We start from the raw sequence: 15,014 nt of genomic DNA, 5'->3' as shown, positions 1-15,014 counted from the left end.
GCTTATGCCCATACAGTTGATTGTAGTAGAAAGCGAAATGCCTGAAGCGGAAATCAACTATAAATACTAGACGAGAAGGAGAGAATGATATGACAGTTGATGTACAGTCCCTTCAAAACTCACTTGAAGAAAAAATAGACCAAATTAAAAAGGGTGGCGCCCCTAAATACCATGAGAAAAACCAAGAACAAGGCAAGCTTTTCATGCGTGATCGCTTAAAACTTCTTTTCGATCCAGGCTTCGAACTTGAAGATGCATTATTTGCCAACTTTATGGCGGGCGACCTTCCAGCAGACGGTGTATACACAGGTATGGGTAAAATCAATGGCCAGCTTGTTTGCGTAATGGCAAATGACTCTACGATTAAAGCGGGTTCTTGGGGTTCACGGACTGTAGAAAAAATTATCCGTATCCAAGAAACAGCTGAAAAGCTTCGTGTTCCACTACTTTATCTTGTCGATTCAGCTGGTGCTCGTATCACTGACCAAGTGGAAATGTTCCCAGGTCGCCGTGGTGCCGGCCGTATTTTCTACAATCAAGTAAAATTCTCTGGCCGAGTTCCACAAGTATGTATTTTATTCGGACCTTCAGCAGCAGGTGGTGCATACATCCCAGCTTTCTGTGATATCGTCATCATGGTTGATAAAAATGCATCAATGTACCTTGGATCACCTCGTATGGCTGAAATGGTTATCGGTGAGCAAGTAACATTAGAGCAAATGGGCGGAGCGCGTATGCATTGTTCAGTTTCAGGTTGTGGTGATGTTCTTGCGAAAAATGAAGAAGATGCAATCGCTCAAGCTCGTAAATATTTGTCATACTTCCCAGCAAACTATTCTGAAAAACCACCGGTTCAAGAATCAGTTGCACCTAAGCAATTAAAGAAACCATTAGAAGAAATCATTCCTGCGAATCAAAATGCAGCGTTCAATATGCTTGATTTAATTAACGGAATTATTGATGAAGGTACTTTCTTTGAAATTAAAAAGCTATTTGCTGGTGAATTAATTACTGGTCTTGCTCGCATCGACGGTAAAGCTGTCGGAATTATCGCTAACCAACCGCGCGTAAAAGGTGGCGTACTATTCCACGATACAGCCGATAAGGCAGCGAAGTTTATCAACCTATGTGACGCTTTCCATATTCCATTATTGTTCCTTGTGGATGTTCCAGGCTTCATGATTGGTACAGCTGTAGAGCGTGCTGGAATCATTCGTCATGGTGCGAAAATGATTTCTGCTATGAGTGAAGCATCTGTTCCAAAAATCTCTGTCATCGTTCGTAAGGCATACGGTGCAGGTCTATACGCAATGGCAGGCCCAGCATTCGAACCTGATGCAGTGTTAGCATTACCATCTGCTTCTATCGCAGTAATGGGACCTGAAGCAGCAGTAAATGCTGTTTATGCTAATAAAATTGCGGCGTTACCAGAAGAAGAGCGTCCAGCATTCATTGCTGAAAAACGTGAGGAATACACAAAGGATATCGATATTTACCGTCTAGCATCTGAAATGGTCATCGACGGAATCATCCCAGTAACATCACTACGTGACGAGTTAATCAACCGTTATGATGCTTACTCATCAAAAGATGTTCAATTCACAGATCGCAAACACCCAGTATATCCAGTTTAATACTTAAGTTTTTACAGGGAGGTTACAATAATGACGAAAAGTAAGGTTGTCAATTCATTTGCTGAAGCAGTTAAAGATATTAAAGATGGGGATACACTTATCGTTGGTGGATTTGGTCTTTGCGGAATTCCTGAAAAAGCTATTCTTGCACTACGGGACCAAGGCACAAAGGATTTAACAGTCGTTAGTAATAACTGCGGCGTTGATGACTGGGGCTTAGGTTTACTTCTTGCTAACAAGCAAATCAAGAAAATGATTTCTTCTTATGTAGGTGAAAATAAAATTTTTGAAACTCAGTTCTTAAGCGGTGAGCTTGAAGTTGAACTAGCACCACAAGGCACGCTTGCTGAGCGGATTCGTGCCGGTGGCGCTGGAATCCCAGGCTTTTACACAGCAACAGGCGTAGGTACACCAATTGCAGAAGGTAAAGAACATAAGGAATTCAACGGCAAGACTTACCTTTTAGAAGAAGGGATCGTTGGTGATTTTGCCCTAGTAAAAGCATGGAAAGCAGATCCACTTGGAAACCTTGTCTTCCGTAAAACAGCTCGTAACTTCAATCCAATGGCAGCAACTGCAGGTAAAATCACCATTGCTGAGGTTGAGGAAATCGTTGGTATCGGCGAATTAGATCCAGACGAAATTCACACTCCAGGAATCTACGTTCAACGCGTATTACTAGGAACAAACTACGAAAAACGCATCGAACGCCGTACTGTAGTTCAAGCTTAATTTTTGCGAAAAATAATCAAAGAGACGAGGGAATAGATAATGAAGGATACACGCCAAATCATCGTTAAACGTGCCGTAAAGGAAATTCAAGATGGTATGAATGTTAATCTAGGAATCGGGATTCCAACCCTAATTGCTAACGAGATTCCTAGTGATTATAATGTATTGCTGCAATCAGAAAACGGTCTATTAGGTATCGGGCCATACCCAATTGCAGGATCTGAAGATCCAGATTTAATTAACGCCGGAAAAGAAACCGTAACCGCAGTTCCTAGCGCTTCATATTTTGACAGCGCAGAATCATTCGCAATGATTCGCGGTGGTCATATCGACCTAGCAATCCTAGGAGGAATGGAAGTTTCTGAATCTGGAGACTTAGCAAACTGGATGATTCCTGGAAAAATGGTAAAAGGGATGGGCGGTGCAATGGACCTAGTGAATGGTGCAAAGCGCGTCGTTGTTATCATGGAACATGTGAACAAGCATGGTGAATCCAAAGTGAAAAAGGATTGCACACTACCATTAACTGGTAAAGGTGTTGTTCACCGCTTAATCACTGATTTAGCAGTGTTCGATTTTACCCCAGAAGGTATGGTTCTTGTTGAAACACAAGAAGGAGTTACCGTTGAGGAAGTAATTGAAAAAACAGAAGCTAAATTTAAAGTTGCAGTTTCTAGCTAATTTTAGATTTTGAATTTTGGATGAAGGGTGTCTAGAAAATGGGACACCCTCTCTTTCATTACTAAAAAAATGAAGGATATTTCTCAGAAATGAAGGTTTTTCACCGAAAATAACTCATTTTTTTCAAAAAACCAAACAAAACTTCCCACTCAATCAAAAATCCTGTAAATTTTATAAACACAATCAAACTATCAATTAGGATTTTTTAAAAAAATCTCCAATTAACTTTGCTTAATATGTTGACAATGTTTTTAATTCTTAGTAATATACCCTTAGGGGTATACAAAAAGAGGTTATTTTCGAACAAGGGGGCTTATTTAATGAAAGAAATATCAACAACTGAAGTGGAAGCATTACTAAAAGAAGGAAAAACATTAAATCTTATAGATGTACGTGAAGCAGATGAGGTTCTAGAGAGAAGTATTCCAGGTATTATCCATATTCCATTGGGATTGATTCCGAACAGTTTGCATGAATTGGATCAAGAAAAAGAATACATTATGGTCTGCCGTTCAGGTGCTCGCAGTGGTCGAGCTACTCAGTTCCTTAAAAGCCAAGGTTTTAAGGTTACCAATATGAATGGAGGAATGCTTGCCTGGAAAGGTGAGGTTAAGTAAAAAATTTTACGCAAAAATATACCTTATAGGGTAATTAGTGAGGGATATACATGGAACCGATTAAAACAGATTTCGTATTAGATGCAAAGGGTCTTGCTTGTCCGATGCCGGTTGTCAGAACAAAAAAGGCAATGGATGGGCTAGTTGAAGGACAAGTGATTGAAATTATTGCAACAGATAAGGGTTCAAAAGCAGATCTAAAGGCTTGGTCAAAAAACGCAGGTCATCAATATTTAGGTGTGATTGAAACAGACGGTGTCATTATTCATTACATTAGAAAGGCATCAAGTGAGGAGACAGTCGAAAAAAAACACTCTCAAGTAGCGACTAACGAAGAGTTGGCCATGAAAATTGATGCTAATGATAACTGCGTTGTTCTTGATGTGAGGGAAGCGGCAGAATATGCTTTCGATCATATCCCTAATGCGCTATCAATTCCGCTAGGAGACTTACAAGATCGATTAAACGAATTAAATCAAGAAGCTACGATTTATGTTATTTGCCGGACAGGAAACAGAAGTGATTTCGCCGCACAGCTTTTAGCAGAAAACGGTTTTAAGAGCGTATTTAATGTTGTGCCTGGCATGAGTGAATGGATTGGGAAAACAATTGGTCTTAACAATTTAACAGAATTGAGGGGGAAATAAGATGAGTGGAAAAGTAGCTATTATTGCTAGTAATGGTGGTTTATTTGATGCCTATAAGGTTTTCAATATAGCAACTGCAGCAGCTTCAATGGATAAAGAAGTTTCTATTTTCTTCACTTTCGAAGGGCTTAATCTTATTCACAAACAAGCAAACCAAGCATTGCCAATCCCTGCGGGTAAGGAGCATTATGCCCAAGGGTTTAAGAAAGAAAACGTTCCTGCAATACCAGAATTGATTGAGATCGCAAAAGAGTTAGGTGTCAAATTCATTGGCTGTCAAATGACAATTGATGTCATGGGACTAGAACTTGCAGATCTTCTTGACGGGATTGAAGTTGGTGGGGCTGTAACGTTTCTAGAGTATGCGAAGGATGCAAATGTAACTTTAACTTTTTAACTAAAATAGCTTAACATTATTTTTTTTATAAAAAATAAATACCTATATAGGTATAAGGAGGATTTGTTCATGAAAGCTATTACTGCTAAGGAAATTAATCAATTGATTGTGGATAAACAACCAGTCTTTATGCTTGATGTTCGTAATCAGGATGATTTTAATGATTGGAAAATTGAAGGGGAAAATATTGAATACTTGAATGTACCTTATTTCGATTTGATTGATGGTGTTGAGCCAATCTTAGAACAAATTTCAACTGACAAAGAAATCATCGTTGTTTGTGCTAAGGAAGGTTCTTCGATGATGATAGCTGAGATGCTAACAGAAAAGGGTCTAGAGGTTTCCTACCTAGAGGGCGGTATGAAAACTTGGAGTGAATACTTATACCCAGCTAAAGTATATGAAGATGAAGATATTACTGTACACCAGTTCATCCGCGTTGGGAAAGGCTGCTTGTCATATATCGTGACATCTGGGGAAGAAGCATTAGTGGTTGATCCGTCACGATTTATTGATACCTATACTGATTTTGCGGCGTCACAAGGCGCGAAAATAACTCATATTGTTGACTCGCATTTACATGCTGACCATATTACTGGTGGGCGTGAACTCGCTGAAAAAATCGGTGCGAAATACTACTTAATGAAATCTGAAGGTGCTGTATTTGATTTCGAACATCTCGAGGACCACAATAAAATTGAATTTGCGAACGTGAAATTAGAAGTGTTGGCAGTGAAAACTCCTGGACACACACCAGGAAGTGTTTCTTTCTTCGTAAATAATAAATTACTATTCTCTGGTGACACCATTTTTGTATCTGGTTTAGGTCGCCCTGATTTAGGCGGTAAAGCTCGTGAATGGGCAGTTGATTTATATGATTCCATTTATAGCAAAGTGTCTCAAATTGCTAATGACATCATCGTTCTACCTGGCCATTATGCTGATTTCCATGGCGAAATTAACGAAGAAGGCTATATCGGAAATACATTAGGAAACATTCGAAAAATCAATGATATGATGGCTGGCAAAACGGTTGAAGAGTTCGTCGACCATGTAGCTTCATCGGCATCTACAGACACACCTCCAAACTTTGAAGATATTGTCGCCATTAACAGAGGGGTAAAAGCGGCGACAGATGAAGAGCAGCAAGAATTAGAAATTGGGCCAAACCGCTGTGCAGTACACCATACGCATTAATTAGTTCTGGCCAATTTGAAAGGGAACCAGCCTTGGTTCCCTTCGCTTAATAGGGGGCTTAAATCGTGGATTTAGGATTTATTATTACAATTTTTCTGATAGGATTTTTAGGATCATACGTGTCTGGAATGTTAGGTATTGGTGGCTCCATCATAAAATATCCGATGTTGCTTTATATTCCACCATTAATGGGATATGCGGCCTTTACGGCTCATGAAGTATCTGGTATTAGTGCAATACAAGTATTTTTTGCAACCATTTCAGGTGTTTGGGCCTACCGTAAAGGTGGATACTTGAACAAACAGTTAATCCTATATATGGGTGGAAGTATCTTAATCGGGAGCTTTGTCGGTGGCTACGGCTCTAAGCTTATGAGTGAAGGTGGCATCAATGTCATTTATGGAATTTTAGCTTTAATCGCCGCAATCATGATGTTTATCCCGAAAAAGGGCATCGATGATATTCCTTTTGACCAGGTAAAGTTTAATAAATGGCTAGCAGTAGGGCTTTCGCTACTTGTTGGTATAGGAGCAGGGATTGTAGGTGCAGCAGGAGCATTTTTACTTGTGCCGATAATGTTAGTGGTATTAAAAATTCCAACAAGAATGACGATTGCATCTTCACTTGCGATAACGTTTATATCATCGATTGGAGCGACAATTGGGAAGGTGACAACTGGTCAAGTTGACTATTTTCCTGCATTCATTATGGTCATCGCCAGCATCATTGCCTCGCCACTAGGGGCTGTTGCTGGAAAGAAAGTCAATACTAAAGTGTTGCAAGTAGTGTTGGCGCTATTAATAGTCGCAACGGCAGGTAAGATTTGGATTGATATACTTTAAGTAATTTAGATAGTTTTTCGAGTAGACTGTTATCGCTAAGAAGGCTGTTTATTAGCCTAGCAATTAGGCTGTGTATTCATTTGAGCGGACACAGAGGTCCTTATTTGCAGACGAATGCATTTATTTGGAAGTTTTGCGGACAGTAGAGACCTTATTAGGTCAAAAATTTAAAAGTTAGACTGTTTTTTAGGCAAATAAGGGACTCTATGTCCGCTTCCAACTCGAAAATACAGATTTATGCAAAAATAGCGGATTCTATGTCCGCAAAAACTATTGGTTCCATGCTTTTTAAAAAGAGCTAAGAATTTGGTTCTATGAGACAAATGAGTGCCGGGATTTAAATCCGCCACTCTTTTTTTGTTGTCTTAAAAAACATTTTGAACAACAATCAAGGGAACAATGATTATATATCTAGCTAAAAAAATAATTTCACACTATAGAAAACGAGCTGGAGGTACAAGTATGGATAGCATTAATTGTGATTTTTCACCCTTAAAAGAGAATGTAGAGGTTGGTATGAAACGCCTCATACATTTACTTCAAGCAAATTTACAAGTACTTGGGAATGAAAACCATTGTGTTTTGGGTGGCATAGAAGATGTTAAAAAACTACTAAATTCAATTGAGGCAACGGCGGCTTCTTATTATTTAAACTGTTATTTAGCCTCTTTTACCGATACATATGAGGAATTATCGATAACGGTACAGCATCTTTCTAAGCAGAATCATGGAGCACTGATTGTGGTGGAACGCAGTCAATCGATAGAACCGATGATTCAAAAAGGAACATCCATTGGAGCAACGGTATCGTCCAAATTATTGGAATCCTTTTTTTACCCCGGAAATCCACTGCATGATGGTGCAGTGTTAATCCGTGAGAATGTAGTGGTATCGGCAGCAAATGTCTTGCCTTTATCAAAAAAAGTATATGAGGGGAGAAAGTTAGGAACGAGGCATCGTGCGGCTCTAGGGATTTCGGAACAAAGTGATGCGCTTGCATTAGTTGTTTCTGAGGAATCAGGAAACATTTCATTTGCGATAGATGGTAATCTATATCCAATTAATACGTTTCAACCAAGTGTTTTGAAGGCTTCAATTTCCAAAGGTCCGTAGAAAATTGTTCATTATTTTCGATTAAAATCCTTTGTGACGAAAAAATAGGATATACTGATGTTGGGTTTATTTTATAAGTGTGGGAGGTTAGAATTCATGACTCAATTTAGTGATGCATATATTGAGCGTCTTGATAAAGAAACAGAAGAAATATTAGCTAGTGAGGAGCAAGGCTTCTTAAATCAGTCAATTTCCTATTTTCAACAACATAAAAATGAATTTATGTATTTAGAAGCTGGAGCATTTAGTGAGCTTGGTGTCGATGGTATCTCATTTGAGGTTGATGATGTGTTTGAAACATACGAGGTGTTGCTAGGCTTAAAGCTGCAAAAGAAATTCCAAGCATCAATTAAGGAATATTTACAAACTACACTTCAAAGTGAAGAGGCAAGATTTAGTCTCATGTTTAATGGTGATGACGGCCTTTGGGATTTAAATTTTGGTTTAAATTATGTTGAGGGATTTAAGGAAGAGCTTACAATTGCCGAGGCATATCAGCTCGTTTACACATATCTGAAAAATTTAGTGGAAGCGGTTAAGTCGAAGCAATCTTAATATGGAGTTATACATAACCAAAAGGAAATCTCCATCAATGGCTAGGAGATTTCCTTTTTATTTGTTCTGTTTTGCGTAATAATGCCAGACTCCTTGGACCAATACCTTTTCGACTTTCCCCTTAACTTCTAAATAGTCGAGATGACCAATGATTTCTGACATCACTAATTGGAAAAGTGGACTGTATCTCTTTTTATAATAGGTTTGGGCAAGTTCATTTGCTGTCGTAATGCCGGATTGAATCATGTTTAAAAATCGTTCGGATTTTTCCTCTATTCCGTCTAAGCGTTTCTTAATTAGTTCATACGGCTGATGAATCAACTCGCCATGTCCGGAATAAACAACCTCAAGCTTCAAGTCATTACATCGTTTAAGTGATTGGACATGCTGGCTTAGGGTTGGTAATCTGTTTCCGAAGTCATCGGGTTCAACGAGCGCATTACTGGAAATATGCTGAATAAGCAAATCACCTGCAAATAACGATTTTTGCTGGCGATGATAAAAAGCAAGCTGATCAGGTGCGTGCCCGGGATATTCCAAAATGTCAAATTGAAACAATCTTTTTTCAGTTATTTCGTGGACCGCTGCCTCAATCGCTTGATTTCGATTTTCCTCAATTGACTTTCTCAAGAAAGCTACTCGCTGTTTGCCAACTTCACCACATCCCATTTCTTCATAAAGCTTTGCATAAAACTCCATTCGCATTTCCAGAAATGCTTGGTCGCGTTTTAGGCGGGGGAGCGAGATGGGTGAGGCGTAAACTGGAATAGGATGCTTAGCAACGATGGCATTCACTAAACCGATGTGGTCTATATGGTGATGGGTAAGGATGATTTCAGTAAGATTAGTTAAGCTCCAACCGTGCTTTTGTAGCGTCGAGATTAAGGCATCCCAACACGCTTTATTGTTCATTCCAGCATCAATCAATGACAGTGATTGACCATGCTTTACAATATAAAAATTAATACTTTTTAGTCCGTCCTCTACCGGTACGATAACCGGAATGACCTTTTCGTAATGTACATGTAAATTCAACAATCTATTCACCTCAGTACTTGATGCTGTAATCATATCTGAAAATTCTTACTATTAATCATAATAAACAGCTTTAGAAAAAACAAATATTATGAATCCCCTAGAAATGAAAAAGGAGGCTGGGACATAAGTATTTCAGCTAAACAAAAAACCGAACTATCATGCGAAATTCTAACTTAGAATTTCCTAATAGTTCGATTTTTTAATTCCTTTTTACTATAGAGCTAGCCTGAAATAAATGTGGATTGGATCACACATTAAGTGCAGTTTTTTTGCTTGAGGGTTTGTTAACCCGAATGTTGATTTCCTTGTGTTTGAAAATAAGCGGAAGAATTACGCTTATTTTGGAAAAGACCCATATTTCCATTATAATAACGGGAGTTTTTTCGCTTATTTCATAAAAATCAGTTGATTTTGTCTTTTGGGGAGTAGTTAAGCGGAAAATCTACTCTTATTTCAGCTCATTTAGCCCCCCTTATATACAATAAGGGGAAATTCTACTCTTATTTAGGTTCTCATACCTACATGAAGATCAACCCTGAACTTTAATATATTCCTCCATAAAAATCATTCGGTTTTAATAGCGAACAATTTAGTTCTGGCCCAGTTTCCTTTTGCTTTTCTTTTTCTAGCTCCAGGCGCCATCGGCTCGAGGTCACAAGCCAATCCGTGCAGAAGGTAAAAGGCAACCTTCCGGCCGGCTCGTCTTGTGCTTGTTGCCGATAAACGGGCGCCTTCCGCTTTTCTATTATGTCTAGCTCCATCGGCTAGGAGCTCGGGTCATAAGCCAAATCCCTCCAGAGACTAACGTCTCTTGAATGATTCGTCTTATGCCTGTCGCTCCTGAGCAAGCCGCTTCCGCTTTTCTATTTCCCGAGGTTTTTGTCGATAAAAGCGATAATGGCTTCGCGATTACCTGAAATTTTTGCTTCACGCTCTTCGTCTTTTTTGATTTTATTGACCGCTTTTTCATATACCTCTTGTTCAATTGCTCGAGGAATCACGACAACACCATCCGCATCGCCGACAACGATATCACCAGGATTCACCGCTTGGCCACCGCAAGAAATGGGTACATTGATTTCACCAACACCAGCTTTGCCGCTAGCTGCAACCGTTGTGCCTTTTGAAAAAACCGGGAAATTTAATTCTTTAATCGCAACCAGGTCACGAATCACCCCGTCAATGACCATTGCTGAAACACCCATTGTCTTTGCCATACCGACAACAAAGTCTCCAGCCATCGCGCGGTATTGATCACCTTTAGCGTCGACTACGATAATATCGCCTTCTTGTGCTACGCGAATAGCTTTTTGCACAGCTAGGTTATCGCCAACAGCAGTTTTTACTGTTAAAGCACGACCTGCAAAAGTGTATTCTTCCTTTAAAGGTTTTATTGCAGGGTCCAAATTGAATAAACCGTCCAACGCATCAGAAATTGCTGTAGTAGGAATTCCTTTAAATTTTAATACTAATTCGTCCATTCGTAATTCTCCTAACATTATGTATTGTGCTTCATTCATTATACACAATTCAGAGTATATTGAAAATTACGAAAAAACTATAACGCTTTATAAGAAAAATTAATACTAGCTAATTTACAAATGGGCAACCTAAACAAGTAATCCACCATTAGGGGTGAACAAAATGAGACATCAACCGAAAAAACGTAAAATATTTAAGCTAAATGAGGATGACATATTAGACGTTGTAACTGAATATTTGGCTGGGGAAAATGGCTATGATACCTATCAATCAATGGCTTTAATCACAGGCGACCCTGGCGAAAATTTACGGGTAATCGCAGTAATTGGCGACTTTGATGATGAGGAAATGAACCAGCTTGATTTAGAAAAATTAGACCAAAAGATAGATTATAACGGAACCATCACCCATATAGATGAACATCAATATGTAAACCAAGGATTAACCGAGGGATAAGTTCGTTTCGAAATAACTCTCCACCGTGTGATATAATTCAATTAAGTCACCGGAAGGAGTAAGCCCATTGAATATTAAGCTTAATCATAAAATCATTCAAGATATGTGCGGTGCAGTCTCCTTCAAAAGAGGAGACTCTTTTTGTCGCGGAAATAAAGTATCTTTTACTAAATATAACGAAGACCATTGTGAAGCCATCGTAAGTGGGAGCGAGGATTTCTTTGTAAAAATAAACAAGCATGTTGACGGAAGAATTGAAATGAATTGCAGCTGTCCAAAGCTCGCCTCGTTTCAAAAGGATTGTCAGCATATAGCAGCAGTTTTGCTAAAGCTATATAACCATCAGCAGACTTCAACTGTTCCTAATTTAGTTGGGGAAAGTCAATTTGCAGACGAGCACGGACAATCTGTGATCACAAACGACTTTATTAATCTTTTCACTGAGGGATTAGTTCGTTCAGCTGGACACCAGCATTTTTTTGAAAATCGGAAAGTGCTTGATGTGGCTTTTTTAATTGTACCCATAACGGAACAGACGTCCACTATGCTTGCAGTGAACATAAAGCTATCGAATGCAAAGGTTTCGGATATTCGCGGTTTCCTAACGATTTTAAAAGAAGGTAAGCCATACCATATTGGAAATCAAAAAGTGTTTAACCCACAGACACAATGTTTTTCAAAAGAAAACAACGACGTTCTAGGAGAACTGATTAAGGTTGTTGAAGATGAAAGTGTGTATGGTACCTTCCAGCAGAAGGGCTCTGAAGCTTTGATTTTACCTCCCTCGGCATGGGATCGGCTATTGCCAAAGCTAGAACAAGCACCGCAAGTAGAGTTTAAATATCACGATGAAGTCTTTGAAGGAATTCACCATGCAATGGGTGGTCTCGGTCTTCTGTTTGATTTTTCCAAAACGAACGAAGAGGAGTACGGTTTACATATTGCAGGTCTTGATAAAATACTATTTTTACCAGAATATTATACCGTCTTCAATAACGGGAAAATCATACAAATAAACCAAGGAAATGCACAAAGACTGAACTATTTTAAACAACTAATCGATCAATCCGGCTCAAACTTAATACGGATTCCAGCTTCACAAAAAGAAGTATTTTTAGAAAAAGTCTTACCAAGTTTAAAATCTTTAGGAAATGTTAGTATTTCCGGAGTATTAATGAACCAAATCGAGAAACCTCCACTCATCGCGAAGCTATATTTGGATCGCGTAAAAAATCGTTTATTAGCAGGCCTTGAGTTTCAATACGAAAATCATGTGATTGACCCATTAGAGGACAACGTCGAAACTTCGGGGAAAATCATCATGAGGGACAAAGATAAAGAAGATGTGATTTTGGACTTAATAGAGGAGGCGGAATTCACTAAAACCGAGGGTGGTTATTATCTTCACAATGAGGATTTAGAGTATCAATTTCTATATCACATTTTGCCAAAGCTACAAAAGCATGTTCAAGTATATGCAACAACCGCAATTAGGAATCGGATTTTTAAAGGAAATGCCAAGCCAAAAATCAGAGTCAAGGTGAAAAAAGAGCGCATGAACTGGCTCGAGTTTAAGTTTGAAATGAGCGGTATTCCTGAACAGCATATTCGCGACGTTTTAGCAGCCTTGGAGGAAAAGCGTAAATACTATCGTCTCCGCGATGGCTCGCTGTTGTCGCTCGAAACAAGAGAATTTCAGGAAATCCAAAGATTCTTAACAGCCTTACCTGTGCAAAATGAGGACCTAGAGGCAGGTTTGAATTTGCCGATTATAAGTGGGATACGCTTTTTGGATGGATTTGACGGTGGTGGTGTTCTTACTGCTGAGGAATCGTTTCGGGAGTTTTTGGAGCAATTGTACCATCCCGAACGCTTAGACTTTGCGGTGCCCGAGGGTCTTCAGTCAATATTGCGAAATTATCAAATTCACGGCTACAAATGGATGAAAGCTTTAGCGAGCTACGGCTTTGGTGGGATTTTAGCGGACAGCATGGGCTTAGGGAAAACGCTGCAAGCCATCACGTTTATTACATCGGAACTAAGTGAGATTCGTGAATCGAAACAACCGGCATTAATCGTTTGTCCTTCGTCGCTCACATATAACTGGCTTAGTGAATTTATGAAATTTACTCCCGCCGTTCAAGCTATTGTGGTTGATGGGGCGCATGCCGAGCGGATGAAGCTTCAAAAAGAAATAGGTGAAGTCGATGTCATCATTACCTCCTATCCATTATTACGTAAGGATGTCCATTGGTATGAAAAGCAAACCTTTCACACTGTGTTTTTCGATGAGGCACAAGCGTTTAAAAATCCGATTACACAAACATCCAAAACAGTTAAACGGCTCAAGGCGCAACAACGCTTTGCTCTTACTGGTACACCAGTTGAAAATTCGCTTGAAGAGCTTTGGTCGATTTTCCATGTTGTCTTTCCTGAATTATTCCAAGGGTTAAAGGAATACAGCCACTTAACCCGTAAGGATATTGCTCGAAAAATTAAGCCATTTTTATTGCGACGGATGAAGGAAGATGTCCTAAGTGAGTTGCCGGAGAAAATCGAAACGCTAGAAACCTCAGAACTCCTGCCTGAGCAAAAAAAGCTGTACGGGGCATACTTAGCTAAACTCCGTCACGATACATTGAAGCATTTGGACAAGGAGACGCTCCGGAAAAATCGCATCAAAATTCTCGCTGGCTTGACGCGCCTACGCCAGATTTGCTGTCATCCGGCTCTATTTGTAGATGGATATCAAGGGAGTTCCGCAAAGTTTGAATTGTTATTTGAAATATTAGACGAGGCAAAAGCATCGGGACGGCGCGTTTTGATTTTTTCACAATTTACAAAAATGCTCGGAATTATTGGTAGACAGCTTACGCAAGCTGGAGATTCCTTTTTCTATTTGGATGGGAGCACGCCTAGTGAAGAGCGCCTTGAGATTTGCAATCGATTTAATACCGGGGAACGTGATTTATTTTTAATTTCTTTAAAAGCAGGGGGAACTGGACTAAATTTAACCGGTGCAGATACGGTGATTTTATACGATATTTGGTGGAATCCAGCTGTTGAAGCACAAGCAGCCGATCGGGCCCACCGAATTGGTCAGGAAAAGATTGTTCAGGTGATTAAGCTTGTCGCTAGGGGAACAATCGAGGAAAAAATGAATGAGCTCCAGGATAAAAAGAAGGATATGATTAATGAAATCATCAATTCTTCTGGCAAACGCCTCTCAACATTAACAGACGAAGATATCCGCGAGATATTGATGATATAGAATGAAACGTTGACCGTGGTTAGAGTAGGTTCAGTCGCCATGAGACCAAAACAATGAGCGAAAATGGGAGAAGTGGTCTCATGAGGCTTTCATGAGACCTAATCCAGTCGGAAAAATGAGTGAAGTGGTCTCATGAGGCTTTCATGAGACCAAATCCAGTCGGAAAAATGGAAGAAGTGGTCTCATGAGGCTTTCATGAGACCAAAACTAGTCGGAAAAATGGAAGAAGTGATCTCATGAGGCTTTCATGAGACCAAAACTAGTCGGAAATATGGAAGAAGTGATCTCATGAGGCTTTCATGAGTCCAAAACGAGTCGGAAAAATAAAAGAAGTGGTCTCATGAGGCTTTCA

The 15,014-nt window shown here is 39.4% G+C and carries 15 protein-coding genes; 12 read left to right on the top strand and 3 right to left on the bottom strand.

Features of this window, described 5'->3' with window-relative positions:
• The first annotated feature begins 89 nt into the window (after positions 1-89).
• The 10 genes from FXW34_RS11895 (at position 90) to FXW34_RS11850 (ending at position 8,415) form a co-directional block, all read left to right on the top strand.
• Positions 90-1,634 (top strand): acyl-CoA carboxylase subunit beta, encoded by a 1,545-nt coding sequence (locus FXW34_RS11895; RefSeq protein WP_147534223.1) that lies wholly within the window; start codon positions 90-92, stop codon positions 1,632-1,634.
• A gap of 30 nt (positions 1,635-1,664) precedes the next feature.
• A complete protein-coding gene (locus FXW34_RS11890; RefSeq protein WP_147534222.1) occupies positions 1,665-2,366 on the top strand; it encodes a CoA transferase subunit A in 702 nt (233 codons plus the stop codon).
• A gap of 39 nt (positions 2,367-2,405) precedes the next feature.
• Complete coding sequence (locus tag FXW34_RS11885) at positions 2,406-3,047, top strand: CoA transferase subunit B (protein ID WP_147534221.1); 642 nt, start codon at positions 2,406-2,408, stop codon at positions 3,045-3,047.
• 320 nt (positions 3,048-3,367) lie between these two features.
• Entirely contained in the window at positions 3,368-3,664 is a 297-nt protein-coding gene (locus tag FXW34_RS11880; protein ID WP_147534220.1) for a rhodanese-like domain-containing protein, read from the top strand.
• Between the two features lie 50 nt (positions 3,665-3,714).
• Entirely contained in the window at positions 3,715-4,311 is a 597-nt protein-coding gene (locus tag FXW34_RS11875; protein ID WP_147534219.1) for a sulfurtransferase TusA family protein, read from the top strand.
• Position 4,312: 1 nt separating this feature from the next.
• Positions 4,313-4,708 carry a DsrE/DsrF/DrsH-like family protein gene (locus tag FXW34_RS11870; RefSeq protein ID WP_147534218.1) on the top strand — a complete coding sequence of 132 codons (396 nt, stop codon included), beginning with the start codon at positions 4,313-4,315 and terminating at the stop codon, positions 4,706-4,708.
• Positions 4,709-4,777: 69 nt separating this feature from the next.
• Positions 4,778-5,905: an MBL fold metallo-hydrolase gene (locus FXW34_RS11865; RefSeq protein ID WP_425457431.1), complete on the top strand. Its 1,128-nt coding sequence runs from the start codon at positions 4,778-4,780 to the stop codon at positions 5,903-5,905.
• Between the two features lie 65 nt (positions 5,906-5,970).
• Positions 5,971-6,747 carry a sulfite exporter TauE/SafE family protein gene (locus FXW34_RS11860; protein WP_147534216.1) on the top strand — a complete coding sequence of 259 codons (777 nt, stop codon included), beginning with the start codon at positions 5,971-5,973 and terminating at the stop codon, positions 6,745-6,747.
• 462 nt (positions 6,748-7,209) lie between these two features.
• Positions 7,210-7,860 (top strand): sporulation-specific diadenylate cyclase CdaS, encoded by a 651-nt coding sequence (cdaS, locus tag FXW34_RS11855; RefSeq protein WP_147534215.1) that lies wholly within the window; start codon positions 7,210-7,212, stop codon positions 7,858-7,860.
• Positions 7,861-7,956: 96 nt separating this feature from the next.
• Positions 7,957-8,415 (top strand): branched-chain amino acid aminotransferase, encoded by a 459-nt coding sequence (locus tag FXW34_RS11850; RefSeq protein WP_147534214.1) that lies wholly within the window; start codon positions 7,957-7,959, stop codon positions 8,413-8,415.
• A gap of 57 nt (positions 8,416-8,472) precedes the next feature.
• Here FXW34_RS11850 and FXW34_RS11845 read toward each other — a convergent pair whose 3' ends face one another.
• The 3 genes from FXW34_RS11845 to FXW34_RS11835 form a co-directional block, all read right to left on the bottom strand.
• A complete protein-coding gene (locus FXW34_RS11845) occupies positions 8,473-9,450 on the bottom strand; it encodes an MBL fold metallo-hydrolase (RefSeq protein WP_246141015.1) in 978 nt (325 codons plus the stop codon).
• Positions 9,451-9,995: 545 nt separating this feature from the next.
• Positions 9,996-10,214: a hypothetical protein gene (locus FXW34_RS11840; RefSeq protein ID WP_147534212.1), complete on the bottom strand. Its 219-nt coding sequence runs from the start codon at positions 10,212-10,214 to the stop codon at positions 9,996-9,998.
• A gap of 102 nt (positions 10,215-10,316) precedes the next feature.
• Positions 10,317-10,934 (bottom strand): RraA family protein, encoded by a 618-nt coding sequence (locus tag FXW34_RS11835; protein WP_147534211.1) that lies wholly within the window; start codon positions 10,932-10,934, stop codon positions 10,317-10,319.
• A gap of 163 nt (positions 10,935-11,097) precedes the next feature.
• On the opposite strand from FXW34_RS11835, the gene FXW34_RS11830 reads away from it, so the two are divergent.
• Positions 11,098-11,391, top strand: coding sequence for a hypothetical protein (locus FXW34_RS11830; RefSeq protein ID WP_147534210.1), 294 nt, complete (start codon positions 11,098-11,100; stop codon positions 11,389-11,391).
• 67 nt (positions 11,392-11,458) lie between these two features.
• Positions 11,459-14,662 carry a DEAD/DEAH box helicase gene (locus tag FXW34_RS11825; protein WP_147534209.1) on the top strand — a complete coding sequence of 1,068 codons (3,204 nt, stop codon included), beginning with the start codon at positions 11,459-11,461 and terminating at the stop codon, positions 14,660-14,662.
• The last annotated feature ends 352 nt before the right edge of the window (positions 14,663-15,014 follow it).

Source organism: Bacillus marasmi (assembly GCF_902168435.1).
GTDB classification, from domain to species: Bacteria; Bacillota; Bacilli; order Bacillales; family Cytobacillaceae; genus Bacillus_BU; species Bacillus_BU marasmi.
This window is presented reverse-complemented; position numbering and strand designations above follow the sequence as displayed.